15 protein-coding genes and 1 rRNA gene are annotated in these 19,141 nt (G+C 32.7%); 12 read left to right on the forward strand and 4 right to left on the reverse strand.

Going from position 1 to position 19,141, the window contains the following annotated elements; all coding sequences use genetic code 11:
• The first annotated feature begins 158 nt into the window (after positions 1-158).
• From aroB to clpX, 3 genes are all read left to right on the forward strand, one after another.
• Positions 159-1,256, forward strand: coding sequence for a 3-dehydroquinate synthase (gene aroB, locus UCYN_RS02605; protein ID WP_012953948.1), 1,098 nt, complete (start codon positions 159-161; stop codon positions 1,254-1,256).
• 262 nt (positions 1,257-1,518) lie between these two features.
• A complete protein-coding gene (gene clpP / locus UCYN_RS02610) occupies positions 1,519-2,163 on the forward strand; it encodes an ATP-dependent Clp endopeptidase proteolytic subunit ClpP (protein WP_012953949.1) in 645 nt (214 codons plus the stop codon).
• Between the two features lie 52 nt (positions 2,164-2,215).
• Complete coding sequence (clpX, locus tag UCYN_RS02615; RefSeq protein ID WP_012953950.1) at positions 2,216-3,520, forward strand: ATP-dependent protease ATP-binding subunit ClpX; 1,305 nt, start codon at positions 2,216-2,218, stop codon at positions 3,518-3,520.
• 140 nt (positions 3,521-3,660) lie between these two features.
• Here the strand turns inward: clpX and lexA are convergent, their stop codons facing one another.
• Positions 3,661-4,263 (reverse strand): transcriptional repressor LexA, encoded by a 603-nt coding sequence (gene lexA, locus UCYN_RS02620; RefSeq protein WP_012953951.1) that lies wholly within the window; start codon positions 4,261-4,263, stop codon positions 3,661-3,663.
• Between the two features lie 185 nt (positions 4,264-4,448).
• A complete protein-coding gene (locus UCYN_RS02625; RefSeq protein WP_012953952.1) occupies positions 4,449-6,047 on the reverse strand; it encodes a helix-turn-helix domain-containing protein in 1,599 nt (532 codons plus the stop codon).
• 734 nt (positions 6,048-6,781) lie between these two features.
• Between UCYN_RS02625 and UCYN_RS02630 the strand changes: the two genes are divergently transcribed.
• From UCYN_RS02630 to UCYN_RS02660, 8 genes are all read left to right on the forward strand, one after another.
• The gene (locus UCYN_RS02630) at positions 6,782-7,534 is read left to right on the forward strand and encodes a DUF502 domain-containing protein (protein WP_012953953.1); all 753 of its coding nucleotides are present in this window, start codon (positions 6,782-6,784) and stop codon (positions 7,532-7,534) included.
• A gap of 2 nt (positions 7,535-7,536) precedes the next feature.
• On the forward strand, positions 7,537-8,187 hold the full coding sequence (gene nusB, locus UCYN_RS02635; RefSeq protein ID WP_012953954.1) for a transcription antitermination factor NusB: 651 nt from the start codon (positions 7,537-7,539) through the stop codon (positions 8,185-8,187).
• A gap of 71 nt (positions 8,188-8,258) precedes the next feature.
• Positions 8,259-8,657: a preQ(1) synthase gene (queF, locus tag UCYN_RS02640; protein WP_012953955.1), complete on the forward strand. Its 399-nt coding sequence runs from the start codon at positions 8,259-8,261 to the stop codon at positions 8,655-8,657.
• Positions 8,658-8,681: 24 nt separating this feature from the next.
• Positions 8,682-9,632 (forward strand): RluA family pseudouridine synthase, encoded by a 951-nt coding sequence (locus UCYN_RS02645; protein WP_012953956.1) that lies wholly within the window; start codon positions 8,682-8,684, stop codon positions 9,630-9,632.
• Between the two features lie 133 nt (positions 9,633-9,765).
• Positions 9,766-11,370, forward strand: coding sequence for a biosynthetic arginine decarboxylase (speA, locus tag UCYN_RS02650; protein ID WP_012953957.1), 1,605 nt, complete (start codon positions 9,766-9,768; stop codon positions 11,368-11,370).
• A 173-nt stretch (positions 11,371-11,543) separates the two neighbouring features.
• Entirely contained in the window at positions 11,544-11,657 is a 114-nt protein-coding gene (locus tag UCYN_RS06230) for a hypothetical protein (protein ID WP_236608136.1), read from the forward strand.
• Between the two features lie 145 nt (positions 11,658-11,802).
• The gene (speE, locus tag UCYN_RS02655) at positions 11,803-13,086 is read left to right on the forward strand and encodes a polyamine aminopropyltransferase (RefSeq protein WP_012953958.1); all 1,284 of its coding nucleotides are present in this window, start codon (positions 11,803-11,805) and stop codon (positions 13,084-13,086) included.
• Entirely contained in the window at positions 13,079-14,116 is a 1,038-nt protein-coding gene (locus tag UCYN_RS02660) for an agmatinase family protein (protein WP_012953959.1), read from the forward strand. Before speE ends, UCYN_RS02660 begins: the two co-directional genes overlap by 8 nt.
• 101 nt (positions 14,117-14,217) lie before the next feature.
• Here UCYN_RS02660 and mutL read toward each other — a convergent pair whose 3' ends face one another.
• Positions 14,218-15,885 (reverse strand): DNA mismatch repair endonuclease MutL, encoded by a 1,668-nt coding sequence (gene mutL / locus UCYN_RS02665; protein ID WP_012953960.1) that lies wholly within the window; start codon positions 15,883-15,885, stop codon positions 14,218-14,220.
• A gap of 134 nt (positions 15,886-16,019) precedes the next feature.
• Positions 16,020-16,760, reverse strand: a complete 741-nt coding sequence (gene rpaA, locus UCYN_RS02670) for a two component system response regulator RpaA (protein ID WP_012953961.1) — start codon at positions 16,758-16,760, stop codon at positions 16,020-16,022.
• An 819-nt stretch (positions 16,761-17,579) separates the two neighbouring features.
• Here rpaA and UCYN_RS02675 point away from each other — a divergent pair.
• Positions 17,580-19,068: ribosomal RNA gene (locus UCYN_RS02675) — 16S ribosomal RNA — on the forward strand.
• Positions 19,069-19,141 lie beyond the last annotated feature (73 nt).

Below are 19,141 nucleotides of genomic sequence, written 5' to 3' on the forward strand. Positions count from 1 at the left end.
ATTAATCTTTATCAAGAGTAGTCTGAGACTTTTAATTCAAGCATTACGGTACTAAGAATTTAAATTTTTATATTCTAAAATTAAAAACTAAAAAATTGATTATTTACTTTATTTAAATGTTCAATCGACTTATACGTATTTAGTCATAACTCATAATTATGTCATCTATTATTTCAGCTAAATTATCTACCTCAAATTACAATATAGTAATTTCTCCTAATTCCTTAACTAGTATAGGAAAACATCTAAGATTATTAAATATTGACAATAAAGTTCTTATTATTTCTAATCCATTTATTTTTGCAACCTATGGTCAAATTATTTTATCCTCACTAGCAAGAGAGAAGTTTAAAGTTTTTTTTTATTTAATTCCTTCAGGAGAATGCAGTAAAACACTAGACCATATTAAAAAGATTTACGATAGCGTTCTTAAACATCGGATAGAGCGTTCATCAACTTTACTTGCATTGGGTGGTGGAGTAGTTGGAGATGTAGCAGGTTTTGTAGCGGCAACTTGGCTACGGGGAATTAATCTTATACAAGTTCCAACTTCACTTTTAGCCATGGTAGATGCATCTATTGGAGGGAAAACAGGAGTTAACTATTCTCAAGGAAAAAATTTAATTGGTTCTTTTTATTCACCTCGGCTAGTATTCATAGATCCTGTAGTATTAAAAACTTTACCAATAAGAGAATTAAAAGCAGGAATGGCAGAAATAGTCAAATATAGCTTGATTTGGGATAAGGAACTATTTATTTATCTAGAGTCCGAAGATACTTTAAATGACCTAAATACCATCAACTTAAAAATACTTCAAAAAATAATTATCAAATCTTGTCTAACTAAAATTAACATAGTTAATCAGGACGAAAGTGAAAAAGGTATAAGAGCAATCCTGAATTATGGTCACACAATAGGTCATTCTATAGAAAGTTTAAGTAAACATGACATAGTTCATGGAGAAGCTGTCTCTATAGGTATGGTAGCAGCAGGAAGAATTGCTTCACTATTAGGGATATGGAGAGAAGATCTAAGAATACGTCAAGAACAATTACTTAAAAAAATATCATTACCAACAAAAATACCTAATTCATTAAGGGTAGACAATATTTTAGAAAATTTAAAATTAGACAAAAAAATCAAGTCTGGAAAAATTAGATTTATTCTGCCCCAAAAGATAGGAAAAGTCAAAGTCTATAACGATATTCCATCAAAAGTGATTGTTAATATTCTTAAATCTATGTATTCTTTCTAGAATTAAAATGTAGGAACATAACTGTAATTGCTATAGATCAAATTAATTCTGAGTTTTCAATACTACATGTAATTGTAATTAAATCGAAAGATACTTTGTTGCTTTTTATTTTTGTAAAATCTTAAGATAAGACATATAATAATATGAGGCCCAATTGATTATCTTCTTACTAGTTATTTGTAAAAACTAGACTAAGTTGAAAAACAACTTCATAGCACATTTTCTAAATACATATCTCTTGTTAAATATAATATTAAAGACTATGATTCAATCGCAAATATCAAGCCCTACTATTTTCAGTAAAGAATCTCATCAATATTACGCAAAGATGGAAAATATAGTCCCCATGGTAGTAGAGCAATCTGGTATGGGGGAAAGAGCCTTTGATATTTATTCAAGATTATTACGAGAGCGTATTATATTTCTAGGGACTCCTGTAGATGATCAAATGGCCAACTCTATTGTTGCACAGCTTTTATACTTAGATTCAGAAGATCCTGAGAAAGACATTCAACTTTATATTAATTCTCCAGGTGGCTCGGTATATGCTGGATTAGCTATCTACGACACTATGAAACAAATTCGCCCTGATATTGTTACTATTTGTTTTGGTTTAGCTGCTAGCATGGGAGCTTTCTTATTATCGGGAGGAACTAAAGGTAAGCGTATGGCTTTACCTAGCTCTCGTATAATGATACATCAGCCTCTTGGTGGAGCACAGGGACAAGCTGTTGATATTGCTATTCAAGCTCAAGAGATATTGTATATAAAGAAAAGGCTTAATAATATGCTATCTGAACATACTGGCAAACCTTTTGACACTATAGCTGCGGATACTGAGAGAGACTTTTTTATGTCATCGAAAGAAGCAGTAGAATATGGTTTGATTGATAAAGTTATTTCTTAAATTAGATGCTTGACCTGCTTTTTCATAGTATTACTTACTAATTCAACATCTTATGTCTAAGTATGATTCCCACTTAAAATGTTCATTCTGTGGAAAATCTCAGGAAAATGTAAGGAAACTCATCGCAGGACCAGGAGTTTATATTTGTAATGAATGTGTAGACCTTTGTAATGAAATTCTACTAGACGAAGACTCTACAGTCGAATCTACTGCAGAATCAACATCTTCGTCGCAATATAAAAGAATTTACAGTAAGCGGTATTCTGAAAAAAGTGGTTCATCATTTGAGAAAATTTCAAAACCTATAGAGGTTAAGAATTATCTTGATGAATACGTTGTTGGACAGGATGAAGCAAAGAAAGTTCTTTCAGTCGCAGTATATAATCACTATAAACGTTTAAACTTTCTCCAGGAAAAAGATAAACAAGTTGAGGATAATATTGTTGACCTACAAAAATCTAACATATTATTGATAGGTCCAACAGGTTCAGGTAAAACACTACTTGCTCAAACATTAGCAAAGATTTTAGAAGTTCCTTTCGCGATTGCTGATGCAACTAGTTTAACAGAAGCAGGTTATGTCGGAGAGGATGTAGAAAATATTTTATTTAAGTTATTACAAGTTGCAGATCTTGATATACATAAAGCCCAAAGAGGAATAATCTATATAGATGAAATTGATAAAATTGCATGTAAAAATGAAAATTTTTCTACTACACGTGATGTTTCTGGAGAAGGGGTTCAACAAGCTTTACTAAAAATTTTAGAAGGTACAATTGCTAATGTATCCCCCAATGGTGGTAGAAAACACCCTCACCAAAATTGTATTCAAATTAATACTAAAGACATTTTATTTATTTGTGGAGGTGCTTTTATTAGCTTAGATGGGATTATTGACAAAAGAATAAATAAAAAATCAGTTGGATTTGTTTACTCAAAAGATTCATATTCAGATCAAGGAACAATAGATCTAAGACAAAAGGTTAATTCAGATGATTTGATAAAATTTGGCATGATACCAGAGCTTATAGGTAGGCTTCCCGTCATAGCGTCTCTTAATACTTTGACTGAAGAGACTCTTGCTACTATTTTAACTAAGCCAAGAAATGCTCTAGTTAAGCAATATCAGAAATTATTAAGTATGGATGATATTGAATTAGAATTTACGAAAGAAGCAATTAAAGAAATTGCAGAAGAAGCTTATCGAAGAAAAGTAGGAGCAAGGGCATTACGCGGCATTATTGAAGAGCTAATGCTAGATATAATGTATGAGCTACCATCACATAGAAACATACAAAAATTCATAATCACAAAAAAAATGGTACAAAAAAGATCGACTGCAGAATTATTGATATAACCTTCTTAGTTTATGAATTTTTCAATATTAATTTTATAAAAATCTTTGTTAGCAATTAAAGCTACTCAATATGTTCATATTGAATTACCTTTCTAGATAATTAAGTTATCTAGAAAGGTAATTCAATTATCTAATTCCTATTAAAGTTTTTTCCAAATACCTATCAGTACTCCCTCGATTTGTAACTGATTTGGTTCTATCTTTAAAAGCTGATAATCTGAGTCTATAGATTTTAGCATAGCCATATCTCCCCATTTACTGTATCGTTTCAAAATTATTTTGTGTTTTTCTATTCTAGCCACTATGATTTGCTCTTTCTTTAAAATTTCGTTTTCTTTAAAAGGACGCATGACAGCTATATCATTAGCTTTTATTGAATCATTGCTTGTTATTTTGTCTGATACAACTAAACCCCAAGCATTTTCAACATATGATAAGTAGCAAAAATCTACTCGGTATTTTACACTATCAAAAAATTTTATAACTCCACCTATTTCAATTGTACCTATAATAGGAATACCTTTTGGTTCAGAATTTAATATTCTAATAGTACGAGCTTTCCCTTCTGTCCAAGCGATGTAACCTTTATTTCTTAGATGTTCCAGCCGGCTTTGAACTGGGGCTGGTGATCGAAGATTCATAGCTATCATCATTTGACGGATAGAGGGAGCATGCTGATTTTCGTTAATATACTGGACTAACCAGTCATATAATTCTTGCTGGGCAGAAGTTAAAAGTTCCATGGGCTCTAACTAATCTTAGAACATTTATACTATTATGGATCATTAGATATCTATAATACAATAACTTTTTAGATATTTTGAAGATAATATTCAGAGAAAAGTACTAGAAATACTATTTCGCTTTATGCGTTAAATACTTCACTTTACCTTACTATCTTATAGCAATAGATTCAGTAATAGAACTATTATAGTTCTAAAATACTTTGAAGATTTTCACGATCTTCAGCTTTAGCAGAACAACGTCCTTTTTCTAAGTCTCTAATCCAACTCTGGCTTTTCCCTACTTGTTTTGCTAATGCTCTTTGACTTAGCCCTTTCTTTTTTCTTGCATATTGGATTTTTTCTGCGGATAATTGAGAAGATTTTTTTACACGATTTTTTTGACTGTTTTTTTGTTGCTTTTTTCGTTCAAATTTTATTAATTCTTCTTCCCACTCCTGTGGAAGTTCAAAATTTAAAATTCTTGCTTTCATAAGCCAGTTCCATTTCCCCCTTGGCCCAGAGTCTGTTAAACGATGTTCTTGAGAACCATCATTAATCCAAAAGTTTAATGCTTCTTCAGCGTCATCTGGTAATTTTGATACCTTAACCCACAAAGGTTGTATGTTTTCTGGATAAGAGATAGGGTCAAAGACTGCCTTAACTCCATAATGATTAAGTACTTCTAAATCACCTTCAAAAGTTTTCAATATTTTTTTTCTTTGATTCCTTTTAATATCTGCTTGAAGTACTCTATCTTGGCCATAAGCAACCTTCATTAGAGTAGGAACAGTTACACATTGTTTCCTACCCATTTTACTTTTAAAAAGTAACCAAAGTAGTATTCGTATTGCCCCAGGGTGTTGCTGCCAAATACTCATTACAGTACTTAATATAAATTGAGGTAAAGAACCATACTGATAAAATGCAATCCTGTTGTTGTAACCTTGTTTATTTAAAAAATATTTTGACCATATTCCAGCTCTTAAAGTAAATGTTAAGCCGATTAAATGCTGACAGCCAAAATCATCTTCCTGAAAATAGTGTTGAATATCTAGCAAATGCCATAAAGGTCCTTCTGGTATTGTGAACCTTTTAACTTTTCCTTGTTGTGGCCAGTTTATAATTGCTAATAATTGGCAAGTTTGTTGTAATAATAATTTAATTAGAGTTAACTTCGTTGTCTTGCTAATATCTTTGCGTTTATCTAATCCCAAATACTGTTCAATTTGTTGGTCATTAATTATAAATTTTTGTTCCCAGGGTCTCTCTAAAGTAGTTGCATAAGCGGAGAATAAAAGATGCAAGCAAGCAGACCTAATATCTATAAAATTAAGCTTAGACGGATCGGTTAAATATCTTACTAGGCCAGAAGGCCGAGAATCTAAGACATCATTTAAACGAAATAATATTGTTCCTTCTCCTTGTTTAACAAAGCGTTTGTAATAAAGATTACCTTGTATATCTTTTTCCCAATTTAAAACTGGAGCTTGAGTTAATACAGTGCAAGCTTCCCAAATAATCATAGAAGAAGCAAAAGGAGTATTTTTTCTGTTAATAAATAATTCAGGAGATGTAATGTCTCTAGTAATATTTTTATATCTACCTTTTTTCGGATGAATAGGAATCGGGCTACTAATAGGGCATTGAACAATACATTGAGGTTCAGTATAGTAACCTTGGCAATTATTACATAGTTTTTGGTCAATCCAATATTTGCCATTGTTGAATTGAATAGCATTAGTAGGACAATCAACTCGACAACTATTACAGCTAGAACAACTTTCAGAAATTGTGTAAGGCATAGTTTTGTGAAGAGTAATGAACTAGGTTAGGGTGGTTGTAGTAGCTACTAGATTTCATATAAGATTTATTTTATAGAGTAGAGTTTTTATAAGCAATCTTATTTCTGATTTTTCATATCAAAGTTTTTGAGCTGAAGCAGTGTAAATTAGGGACAATACTTGAAAAAGATTTTAAGCTACCTTAATCATATTTAATTTACTATTATTTAGTTAAAGATTATACGATATCGTTTTGCTACTAGAATTGTTCAGTATGAATGTTTTGTTTAAACAGTATTTTTATCTTAATATATTTTCTTGCCTATTTTTTGAATTATTCAATCAAGTCTAATAATAAATCTAAAAACAAGTATTCATAATCACAATGTATTTTAAAGACTAGAAAAGCAATTATACTGAAATTTAATATCCTATTGAATTTCAGCATAATTGAATAGTTTTCATTATTTTTATATACATAACGAGATGTAGAATATTCTTATCTTATTTTATTAATTAAGTTGATGAGAGAAAAAATGCTAACAATCACTATCAATCTATAAAAAACTTCATATACATAAAAATTATAAATATTTATTTTCAGTGTTTGTATTATTAGCTGTTTAAAAAGTAATAAAACTAAATACTAAAATAGAAAGGTAGAATAAGAATAGTATAAAATAAAAATTATCTATTTTTATTAAGGGCTTTGCCTAATTAATTATTAGTTTTTTAAAATGGAGAGTTGTTAATCTGTGCTGCAGCACTTTCAACAAGACTTGAAAAATGATTTTATTGCTGGTCTCTTAGTTGTTATTCCTTTAGCAACTACTATTTGGCTAACTATTAATATTGCTAGTTGGGTTATTAATTTTCTAACTCAAATTCCCAAACAATTAAATCCTTTTGATGGACTGAATCCTATCTTAAGTTATTGTCTTAATTTGAGTGTTGGATTTGCTGTTCCAATTGTTTGTATATTAATAATAGGTTTAATGGCTCGTAATATAGCTGGTAAATGGTTACTAGACTTTGGCGAGCGTATTTTGCAATCTATTCCTTTAGCTGGAGCAGTGTATAAAACATTAAAGCAGATCCTAGAAACTCTTTTTAAAGATTCCAAAAGTAAATTCAGACGTGTTGTTATGATAGAGTACCCTCGACGTGGAATTTGGAGTTTAGGTTTTGTAACTGGAACTTTAAGTCCTCCTTTACAAGCTTATTTAGAAAAACCCATGTTAAGTATATTTATTCCCACCACTCCTAATCCTACCTCTGGCTGGTATTCTATCATTGCTGAAGATGATGTTATAGACTTACCAGTTTCTATCGAAGATGCTTTCAAGGTTTTAATTTCTGGAGGTATTGTTAGTCCTGATATTTCTAGTTATTCATTATCACAAGAAGATAATGAATTAGCTAATACTAATACTTCTACATCGATAATCAGAGAAGATTTCTTAATTACCGATGAAGATATACCCACTTTAAAAAATGTTGATAATTAATTATGACTTCTCGTCAACAACCTCGTAGAATTGCTCGTGAATTAGCCTTACTAAGCATGAGTCAAGTTAAAGGGACTCCAGAAAAAATTGAGCAGCTTCAAATTGAAAATCTTGTTTTAGCGGCTATTCGTGTTCTTACTAACGAAGTAAAAGATACGTTAGAAACTGCTTCGGGAGAAATAATAAGAGGTCACAACCAATTATTTAAATATGAGACACGTTCTAGTAATCTTGAAAGTGCTAAAACAATGCTCGCAGAAGCTTTAGAATTAACTCAGGGAGCAATTAACTGCTTAGCAGGGGCAATAGAATTTCCTGAAATAATTCAATTAGCTGGTCAAGATGATGTACAAAAATATGCTATTGAAATTATTCATTCTATATGTAGAAAGAAAAAAGAACTTGATAATCAATTAGAAACAGTTTTAAAAGATTGGCAGTTAAGAAGATTAGCAAAAATAGATCAAGATATTCTACGTATTGCAGTTGCAGAAATTTTACTTCTTAATATTCCCGAAAAAGTCGCTATTAATGAAGCCGTTGAACTTGCAAAACGTTACTCTGATGATGATGGCTATCGTTTTATTAATGGAGTTCTTCGACGATTTGTAGACCACATAAAAGAAGAAAAAAAAGATGAATGTCTTCTTTAAAAAAATTTATCTTTTTTTACCTAACTAGTTAATTTAAATATTGTTTTATATCCTAATAAATAATTTATCTTATGAATGAAATTCCAGATACTAATTCTTCAACATTAAAATACGGGGAACGTAATATTATAGAAGGGGAACTAATTACATTCCCTAATCCTCGTATAGGTAGATCTTATAGCATACTAATTACTTTGCCTGAGTTTACCTGTAAATGTCCTTTCTCAGGTCATCCTGATTTTGCGACTCTTGAATTTAAATATGTTCCTAATCAAAAAATCTTAGAGCTTAAAGCGTTAAAACTTTATATAAATGGCTTTCGTGATAAATATATTTCTCACGAGGAATCAATCAATCAAATATTGGATGATTTTGTAGAAGCATGTGAACCTTCAGAAGCAACTTTAAAAGGTAATTTTAATCCAAGAGGAAATATACATACTGTTATTGAAGTTTGTTACAAAAAATAATTAAGCGATCTTAATCAGCTAATTATGAATTTAAAACTAATCGTAGAAGATAAAGGTGATCGAATTGATCGTTGGTTATCAAAACATATTTTAAATATTTCACGTGCTCGTATTCAAAAACTTATTCAAGCAGGAAATATTATTTTAAATAATAAAATATGTAAAACTAAAAAAGAGCAATTGATAGCCGGTGATTGTTTAGAAGTTTTTGTGCCATCACCTAAAAAATTAGAATTAATACCGGAAGCTATTCCACTTGATGTTTTATATGAAGATAAATATTTAATTATTATTAATAAAGTAGCTGGGATGGTTGTACATCCGTCTCCCGGACATGAAAACGGAACTCTTGTCCATGCTTTATTGCATCATTGTAGAGATTTATCTGGTATTGGAGAAGTTCAAAGACCAGGTATAGTTCATCGTCTAGACAAAGATACGACAGGGACAATAGTCATAGCAAAAACAGATTTTGTACATCAGCATTTACAAAAACAAATTAGAGATAGAGTAGTCGAAAGAGAGTATTTAGCTATCATACATGGTGTTTTAAAAAATAGAGAAAATAATGATAATGTAGTGAATAAAGGGGTTATAGATTTGCCTATTGGTCGTCATCTAATAGATAGAAAAAAGATGGCAGTCATGCCTTCTGAAAAGAACGGACGTAAAGCGGTTACTTACTGGAAAATTTTGGAGAGATTGGGTAACTATAGTATGGTTAATTTTAAACTAGGAACTGGCAGAACTCACCAAATAAGAGTTCACAGTAGTTTCTTGGGTTGTCCTATATTAGGAGATCCATTGTATAGCTCTAATCATTCATTTAATATTAATTTGTCAGGTCAAGCATTACATGCTCATAAATTAAGTTTAATACATCCAGTTAGTTCAAATAAAATTGAAATAACTGCTAATCCCCCAATCGAATTTACAAAATTATTAAAAACTCTACGAAGAAAAACAACTAACTAGATATATTATTCATTTAAACTAATTAGTTTTTTGTTGCTAAAATTAATTAGTTTAAATGTTAAATCGATTAATATATGACCTTGGAAAATCATGTATTACCTTATGAAAAATTTATTTATTAGAGAAAATATAAGTGAAATCTAATTGGTCTATACAAGATAGTGAAGAGCTATATGGATTAAAAAAATGGGGGAAGCCTTATTTTAATATTAATGATATAGGGCATATAATAGTTTCTCCTCAAAATAATAAGGATAAAGCTTTAAATCTCTTTAAATTAGTTCAAAACTTAGAAAAAAGAAATTTGAACTTACCTTTGTTAGTCCACTTTCCAGACATAATAGAAGATAGAATTGAACAGCTTAATAACTGTTTTGCTAAAGCGATGGTTAGATACAGTTATGATGGTTCATATCAAGGTGTTTTTCCCATTAAAGTCAATCAACAGCGCCATATAGTTGAATCAATTGTTAACTATGGTTATAAGCATAAATATGGACTGGAAGTAGGGTCAAAGCCAGAATTACTTATTGCTTTAGCGCAGCTAAAAAATTCTAATTCTCTTCTTATATGTAACGGATATAAAGATAAAAAATATGTTGAAACAGCTGTTATAGCCTACCATTTAGGCTATAACATTCTAATAGTTGTTGAACAATTAAGTGAAATATATTTAGTAGCTGATGTTGTTCTAGAACATGGTATTAAACCAAACCTAGGAATTCGTGCAAAGCTAAGTGCTAAGGGGGATAGCCGCTGGGCTGACTCTGCAGGAGATAGAGCAAAATTTGGACTTAGTGTAACAGAAATCATATGTGCACTTGATCAATTACGTAAGTCTGAAATGCTTACCAAGCTTAAATTACTTCATTTTCATATAGGTTCTCAAATCTCTGCTATTGCAACTATAAAAGATGCATTGAGTGAAGCTAGTCAGATTTATGTAAACTTATGTCAACTTGGGGCTCCTATGGAATACTTTGATGTAGGTGGAGGCTTAGGGATTGATTATGATGGTTCAAATACTAATTTTCCTGCATCTAAGAACTACAGCATGCAAAATTACGCTAATGATGTCGTTGCAGCTATTAAGACAGCCTGTAATAACAATGATATTGAAGTTCCCGTTATTGTCAGTGAAAGCGGTAGATCTGTAGCCTCTCATCAATCCATTCTCATAGTTAATGTTTTAGGAATAGATAAAATAGAAGAATTTAATGACACTATTGAAATTGAGAATTGCCATACATTGGTACAGGAAATATTAGAAATATATGTTTCTATCAATGAAACTAATTTCCAAGAAGCATATCACGATGTTTTACAACTAAAACAAGAAATAGAAAGTCTTTTCTCTTTTGGATATTTAAGCTTGTATGAAAGAGGTAAGGCAGAGGGACTATTTTGGAAATGTTGTCATAAAATAAAAAATATTTTGCAAAAAGTAGATTTAGAAGTTGATGAGCTAGATAACCTTCATCAACTCCTGTTGTCAACTTATTACTGCAACTTCTCAGTTTTTCAATCTCTTCCTGATAATTGGTCTATTGATCAGTTATTTCCAATAATGCCTATTCATCGTCTTACTGAAAGGCCAACTGAACTCGGTACTCTTGCTGATTTAACTTGTGACAGTGATGGAAAAGTTTCTCGTTTTATTGGATACCAGAATGTTAAACCTCATTTAGAACTACATTCTTGGAATAAAAATGAACCATATTATTTAGGTTTTTTTTAACTGGAGCATATCAAGAAATTTTAGGTAGTTTACATAACCTTTTTGGAGATACTAATGCAGTACACATTAAATTAGATCAAAATGGATATCATATTGAATCTATTATCAAAGGAGATTCAGTAGCAGAAGTATTAAAATACTTAGAGTATAATAGTCGAGATATGATTAAAAGTATGCATAAAAAGACTCAAAATGCTTTTAAAAATCGTCAAATAACTTTTAAAGAGTCTCAGTTATTTTTAAAGTATTATAAAGATGCTTTGTACAATTATACCTATCTTAAATAATGAATTATAGACTTTATATTGTAATGTTTGTTATGTAGAGATAATCATATAATTTCTTAAATGATTATATTGTTCACATAAATATAGTAATTATGGAAACAATAATCTCACACTTTTTATTAATTATGTTTAGAAGGCTTTAACAATGAACTCTTTAGGACGTCATATCTTAGTTGAATTTTTTGGGTGCTCATCTGAAATTTTGAACAATGTTTCAGTAATTGAATCTAGTATGTTAGTAGCTGCTCAAGAGGCTGGAGCAACAGTTATTAATTCAACATTTCATCATTTTTCTCCATTTGGTGTATCTGGAGTAGTCGTTATTCAAGAGAGCCATCTAGCTATTCATACATGGCCAGAGTATCGTTATGCAGCAGTAGATTTATTTACTTGTGGTGATACTGTAAATCCATGGATATCTTTTGATAGATTAAAAATCCTATTTAAAGCTGATTATGGTTCTGCATTAGAATTGAACCGTGGACAATTAGAGTTACTTGAGAGGATAGATATTGATCTAGGAGAACTTCGTGACGAAACCACTAATAAGCTAGTTATTCCAAAAATCAGTAGAAGTGTTTGGTTGACTGATCGTAATGAAAATGTTGCTCTTTCCATACGCCATAAAGGAGAGCATATTTTTTATGAAAAGTCACCTTATCAAACAGTAGAAATTTTTGATACTTTCGAATACGGGAAAATGTTAACCATTGATAAGATGGTCATGTGTACTGAAAAAGATGAAAATGCCTATCATGAAATGATAGTACATGTACCCATGTTACTTAACCCCTCATTCTCCAATGTATTAGTCATTGGAGGCGGAGATGGTGGTAGTGTAAGGGAATTAATCCGTCATTCTCACATTCAAAAGATAACCATAGTAGAAATTGATGAAACTATAATTAGAGCTTCAAAACAATATTTACCATCACTATCTAGTCAACTTAATAATGAAAAAGTCGATTTACATATAGAAGATGGGATTACTTTTATTCATAATACAGATAATGAACAGTATGATTTGATTATAGTAGATTCATCTGATCCTGTTGGACCTGCTGAAGGATTATTTAGCTATGAATTTTATCGACAAATTTATCGTTGTCTAAAACCTGATGGAGCTATGGCAGCTAATACAGAATCTCCATGTTTTAATCAAAAAGTTTTTGTTGATATTAATAATTGCTTAAGTGATATCTTTGGCAAAGAAAATGTTCATTCTTATTTAAGTTTTATTCCTACATATCCGACTGGGATGTGGAGCTTTGGATATGCCAGGAAGGGTAGTATGCATCCATTAAAAAACTTTGATTCTGAACAAGCAGAAATTTTTACTAAAAAACATAACTTGAAATACTATAATCCTGGTATTCATCGTTCTGCTTTTTGCTTACCAACCTTCGTTCAAAATATGCTGAATGAATAATCGAAATAAGAGCCTATTAGATTTTAATCCGAGTAGTATTGGAATAGAAAATGGTAATTTATACGGATTACCTTATTTTTATGAAAATTCTGGAATTATTGTTTTTGGTATCCCCTGGGAGGTAACGGTCTCTTATAAAACTGGTACAGGATTGGGACCATTAAGGGTGCTGGAAGCTTCTCCCCAGCTGGATCTTTATGATTTAGACAATCCTCATGGTTGGAAGCAAGGAATTTTTATGCCATCAATTTCGCAATTTTTATTAACACTTAACCAAAAATTTAGAAAGAAAGCCTTAAAAATAATCGAGGCAACTGAAAAAAATATAGATATCAAAAGTTGTGAACAACTACAACAAGAATTAATAAGTGTTAATTCTGCTTGCCAGAAAATGGTGGATTGGGTAGATGAACAAGCTAGTGCTGCTATTCAAGTAGGGAAAAAAGTTGGTATTGTTGGTGGAGATCATAGTGTTCCACTTGGGTATATTCAAGCCTTAGCTAGACACAATAATGATTTTGGAATTCTTCATATTGATGCACATGCTGATTTAAGAGTAGATTACCAAGGATTTTATTATTCTCATGCTTCAATTATGAATAATGTACTAAAAATACCTCAAGTTATTAAATTAGTTCAAGTTGGAATTCGAGATTTTTGCGAAGAAGAAACAGTTATTATTAGATCATCTAATAACCGAATAATTACCTATTATGATTCCTATTTAAAAAAGTCTCGATATGAGGGCGTAAGTTGGTATGAACAATGCCAAAAAATTATTAGCAACTTACCTGAGCAAGTTTATATTAGTTTCGATTTAGATGGTTTAGATCCTAAATTATGTCCTCATACAGGAACCCCTGTAGCTGGTGGATTAAATTTAGAAGCAGTATTTTATTTATTAAAACAAGTAATTGATAGTAATAGAAAAATAATTGGGTTTGATGTTTCTGAAGTGGGTAATGGTGAATGGGACGGAAATGTCGGAGCTAGAATAATATATAAGTTATGTTGCTTATTAGGTTTGTAAAAAGTATTATTACATTATTTGTTAAATATTTTTATACATTAATGTAGTTTGTATATGAAAAAGATTAGTTTTAAATGTATAAGCAAATGCTTTTCAGGTCATCATATACCATGACTTTTACCAATGACCCAATGACGACGAAAAAAATATGATAGTACCGATTCATCTAGAGGTAGATAAATAGGTCTTCCATGTGGGCAAGTTCTTGGATTACGAGTATTTTTCCAACCATCTAAAATTTCCTGCATTTTTTGTAATTCTAAAGATACTCCATTACGAATAGCACTCTTACAAGCAGTTGCAACTTGTGCTGACTCTAGATTTTTTTCTAGACTCAGTTCTAACAAAATATCTAAATAATTTTTTTCTCCCACTAGTAATTGTGGAATTGTTCTAATTGTCCACATCTGTTCTCCAAAAATTTCAAGTTCTAATCCAATACTTTGTAATTGCTTAACTTGATGATCTAATAACTTAACTACTATAGGACTATCAATTGTTGTCAATTTCCATTCATCTTGTAATTTTTCGTATAAGATCCTTTCATGAGCAATATGCTGTTCCACTAGCCATAGACCATTAGGATGTTCTGCGACAATGTATGTTTTATTAACTTGTCCAACTGCTTTTAATGGTAATAAATCTAATTTATTAATACTATTGAGGTTATCACTATAACTGTAGTCATTTTTTTCTATCGAAGATTTGAGCAATTTATGTAATCTTTCACTATCCCCTAAAACAATAGAGGACGATGAAGATAATCTAAGATTATCTTGGACTATGTTAGATATTTGCTCTTCCCAAAATTCTATAAAATGTAAATAAACTTCAGATTTTATTGGATGTCGATTCCAGTCTACTTCTTCAAATGGTACATATAATTCTAAAAAACAAATTGGAGAACGTCCTTTCGGTAAACATCTGCCAAAAGAACGAATTATTGCTTGCTCTAATTGAGGTAATCTGACGACTCGCCCGTTAATGGCTATCTTTACCCAGTCAGAACAACTACGATGACACCTATCAGGTAATCCTAGAACAATATTAATACTACTACTTTTATATGATGGATTTTTTACCTCACTGGAAGTAAATTTTAAGTCATTATAATTAATTTGATTTAGTAATTGAGGTATTATTTGCTGTGAATTTTTCCCTGGACTAATATTAATCCAAGATTTACCATTTAATTTTATATTCCACGTAATATTTGGATGGCATATAGATGCATTTTCGATAACATTTCGTATTGCTTTTAACTGTTTTTTAAAACTAGGTAAGCCTTTTCGCCGGACTGGCATATTACCAAAGATATCAGAAATAGTGATAATAGTACCTGGAGCAATAGCAACAACTTTTTCGTGAACAGGTTGTCCTTGTAAATTATATGAAATACACCATCCTTTACTATCTTCTATATCGTGACGACTTTTGATAGTCAATTGACCTACATTGGCAATACTGAATAAAGCTTCTCCTCGAAAACCTAAACTGCGAATATGGCAAAGGTCATCTAGCTTATGAATTTTATTAGTATGATGAGCTCTCGCACAATTACGCAAGTCTTGTAAAGACATCCCCACACCATTATCAGTAACGCTAATTTGCCAAGACTCAGTATTTAAAGAAATTTCTATACGAGTTGATTTTGCATCAATACAGTTATCCACTAGCTCCCGGACTACAGATGCTAGAGAATCTATAATTTCTCCTGCTGCTATTATGCTTACAATTTCAGGGGGAAGAAGTTGAATAGGGGGTAACATAAAGGGAAAAGATTACTTCTAAAAATCTACCAATTAAGATCACTATACTAGTTTATTATTTTTTTATAACCATACATTTAGGATATTCAAATAATTTTACTAAATCATCCCCATTATACTTAAACAAATAAAATTTAAACTACAGCTAAATCATCTGATGCAGGTAACTGTTTAGAACTAGGTAGCTCAAGACAATAACCGGCTCCATAAACTGTTTTAATATAACAAGGATGTCTTGGATCTGGCTCTAGTTTTGTTCTTAGATGCCGAATATGAACACGTATAGTTTCAATATCGTCATCGGGATCATATCCCCATACTTCTTTTAGTATTTCACTTGGAGAAACAGTTTGCCCATGCCTTTGCAATAAGCAATGTAATAATTCAAATTCTAAATGAGTTAGCTTAACAGTTTGCTCAAACCAAATTGCTTCAAATCTTTCGGGAATAAGCGTTAATGGTCCATAATTTAAAATTTCAGAATGTTTAGCTGCTTGAGGGATTCGATCCGTTCTACGTAAAAGTGCTCTAACTCTTGCCAGCATTTCTGCTAGTTCAAAAGGTTTGGTCAAATAATCATCGGCTCCAGCATTAAAACCTTCTACTTTATCTTTAGTTTGTCCTAAGGCTGACAGCATTAAAACAGGAATATCAGCAGTGCGTTCATCTCTCCGTAACCTTTGACAAACTGTAAATCCATCTACTTTTGGTAGCATTAAATCTAACATTATTAAATCTGGTTGTAATTGGACAGCTAAAGCTTGTCCCTTGATTCCATCCGGAGCTTGGTTAATATCATAACCTGCCATTTCTAAATTAGTAGAGATCAGATCTCTGATGGCATCGTCGTCTTCAATTACAAGTATTCGAGGCATTTCAATAAAATAATAATTAAATGTAAACGTTAATTAAGAAGTATGTTTGGATAACAAAAATCCTGTACCGATTATAAACATGATTTTTTAAATAGTCCTGGAATTGTTAAATTTCCCAAACATTATTTTCTTAAACCTTCCTTTCTTGTAAGCCTTTTAAAGGTTACAAATCAATTGTTATATTCTAATAAAATAATCGTGAATTTACTTATTTTTCAATATAAATTATTTATCTAATTAGAATACCAGCTAGATATCCTGTTCATTGCATTGTTTAAAAACCATAATTAATTTTTGAAAGATCTGTTTATAGTATTTAAATATGCTGGTATGACTACTAAATATAGTTATTTTACTTCTTGATAAATAGCTGGTTCATTCACGACAATCAAAATACGGTATGTGTGGATAGATTTATGGACAGTATTTGTTGTACCTAACATATTTAACCTTGGAAAGAAAATATTAAGTTAATAATATTGACGATATTGGATGAGTAAAATAGGGAGTAAAGGCGGAAATCAAGGGAATATTCGGGTAAGTAATTTGCGAAAATTATACGTATTTATTAAAAAAATGAAAAAGGGGGTTGACATTGGAAGCTAGATTAGTTATATTTGTAAATGCGCGGTTTGAAAGCGGAAACGCCGAACGCGCTCCGAACCAAGAAATTTTTATAGTTTAAAAGCTGAAAAAAACAGCCCTTGTTATTAAAACAAATTATACCTTTATGACATCTAGTTGTCTAGATAAGTATAGGTAAAAACTCATAACTTATCTTTTTTGAATAAAGAAAGATAGTAACGAGTCAAATCAAACACTATGGAGAGTTTGATCCTGGCTCAGGATGAACGCTGGCGGTATGCCTAACACATGCAAGTCGAACGATGTCTTCGGACATAGTGGCGGACGGGTGAGTAACGCGTGAGAATCTGCCTCTAGGATGGGGATAACGGTTGGAAACGACCGCTAACACCCAATATGCCGTAAGGTGAAAAATTTATTGCCTGGAGAGGAGCTCGCGTCTGATTAGCTAGTTGGTGGGGTAAGAGCTCACCAAGGCTTCGATCAGTAGCTGGTCTGAGAGGATGAGCAGCCACACTGGGACTGAGACACGGCCCAGACTCCTACGGGAGGCAGCAGTGGGGAATTTTCCGCAATGGGCGAAAGCCTGACGGAGCAATACCGCGTGAGGGAGGAATGCCTTTGGGTTGTAAACCTCTTTTCTCAGGGAAGAAGATCTGACGGTACCTGAGGAATAAGTATCGGCTAACTCCGTGCCAGCAGCCGCGGTAATACGGAGGATGCAAGCGTTATCCGGAATCATTGGGCGTAAAGCGTCCGCAGGTGGTTTCCAAAGTCTGCTGTTAAAGACTGGAGCTCAACTCCGGAACGGCGGTGGAAACTTGGAAACTAGAGTTCGGTAGGGGTAGCAGGAATTCCCAGTGTAGCGGTGAAATGCGTAGATATTGGGAAGAACATCGGTGGCGAAGGCGTGCTACTGGACCGTAACTGACACTCAGGGACGAAAGCTAGGGGAGCGAAAGGGATTAGATACCCCTGTAGTCCTAGCTGTAAACGATGGAAACTAGGTGTGGCTTGTATCGACCCGAGCCGTGCCGTAGCTAACGCGTTAAGTTTCCCGCCTGGGGAGTACGCACGCAAGTGTGAAACTCAAAGGAATTGACGGGGGCCCGCACAAGCGGTGGAGTATGTGGTTTAATTCGATGCAACGCGAAGAACCTTACCAGGGCTTGACATGTCGCGAATCTCGGTGAAAGCTGAGAGTGCCTTCGGGAGCGCGAACACAGGTGGTGCATGGCTGTCGTCAGCTCGTGTCGTGAGATGTTGGGTTAAGTCCCGCAACGAGCGCAACCCTTATTTTTAGTTGCCAGCATTAAGATGGGCACTCTAGAAAGACTGCCGGTGACAAACCGGAGGAAGGTGAGGACGACGTCAAGTCAGCATGCCCCTTACGCCCTGGGCTACACACGTACTACAATGGTTGGGACAAAGGGCAGCGACTCCGCAAGGAATAGCGAATCTCATCAAACCCAGCCTCAGTTCAGATTGCAGGCTGCAACTCGCCTGCATGAAGGAGGAATCGCTAGTAATCGCAGGTCAGCATACTGCGGTGAATTCGTTCCCGGGCCTTGTACACACCGCCCGTCACACCATGGAAGCTGGTCACGCCCGAAGTAGTTACCCTAACCTTTCGAGGAGGGGGATTCCTAAGGCAGGGCTAGTGACTGGGGTGAAGTCGTAACAAGGTAGCCGTACCGGAAGGTGTGGCTGGATCACCTCCTTATAGGGAGACCAATGAAAGACCTAAAGCAAAAGATAGCTTTATCTTTCATCAATCCTAAGGTCGTCAAGGGATA

The sequence above is a fragment of the Candidatus Atelocyanobacterium thalassa isolate ALOHA genome (assembly GCF_000025125.1).
GTDB lineage: Bacteria > Cyanobacteriota > Cyanobacteriia > Cyanobacteriales > Microcystaceae > Atelocyanobacterium > Atelocyanobacterium thalassae.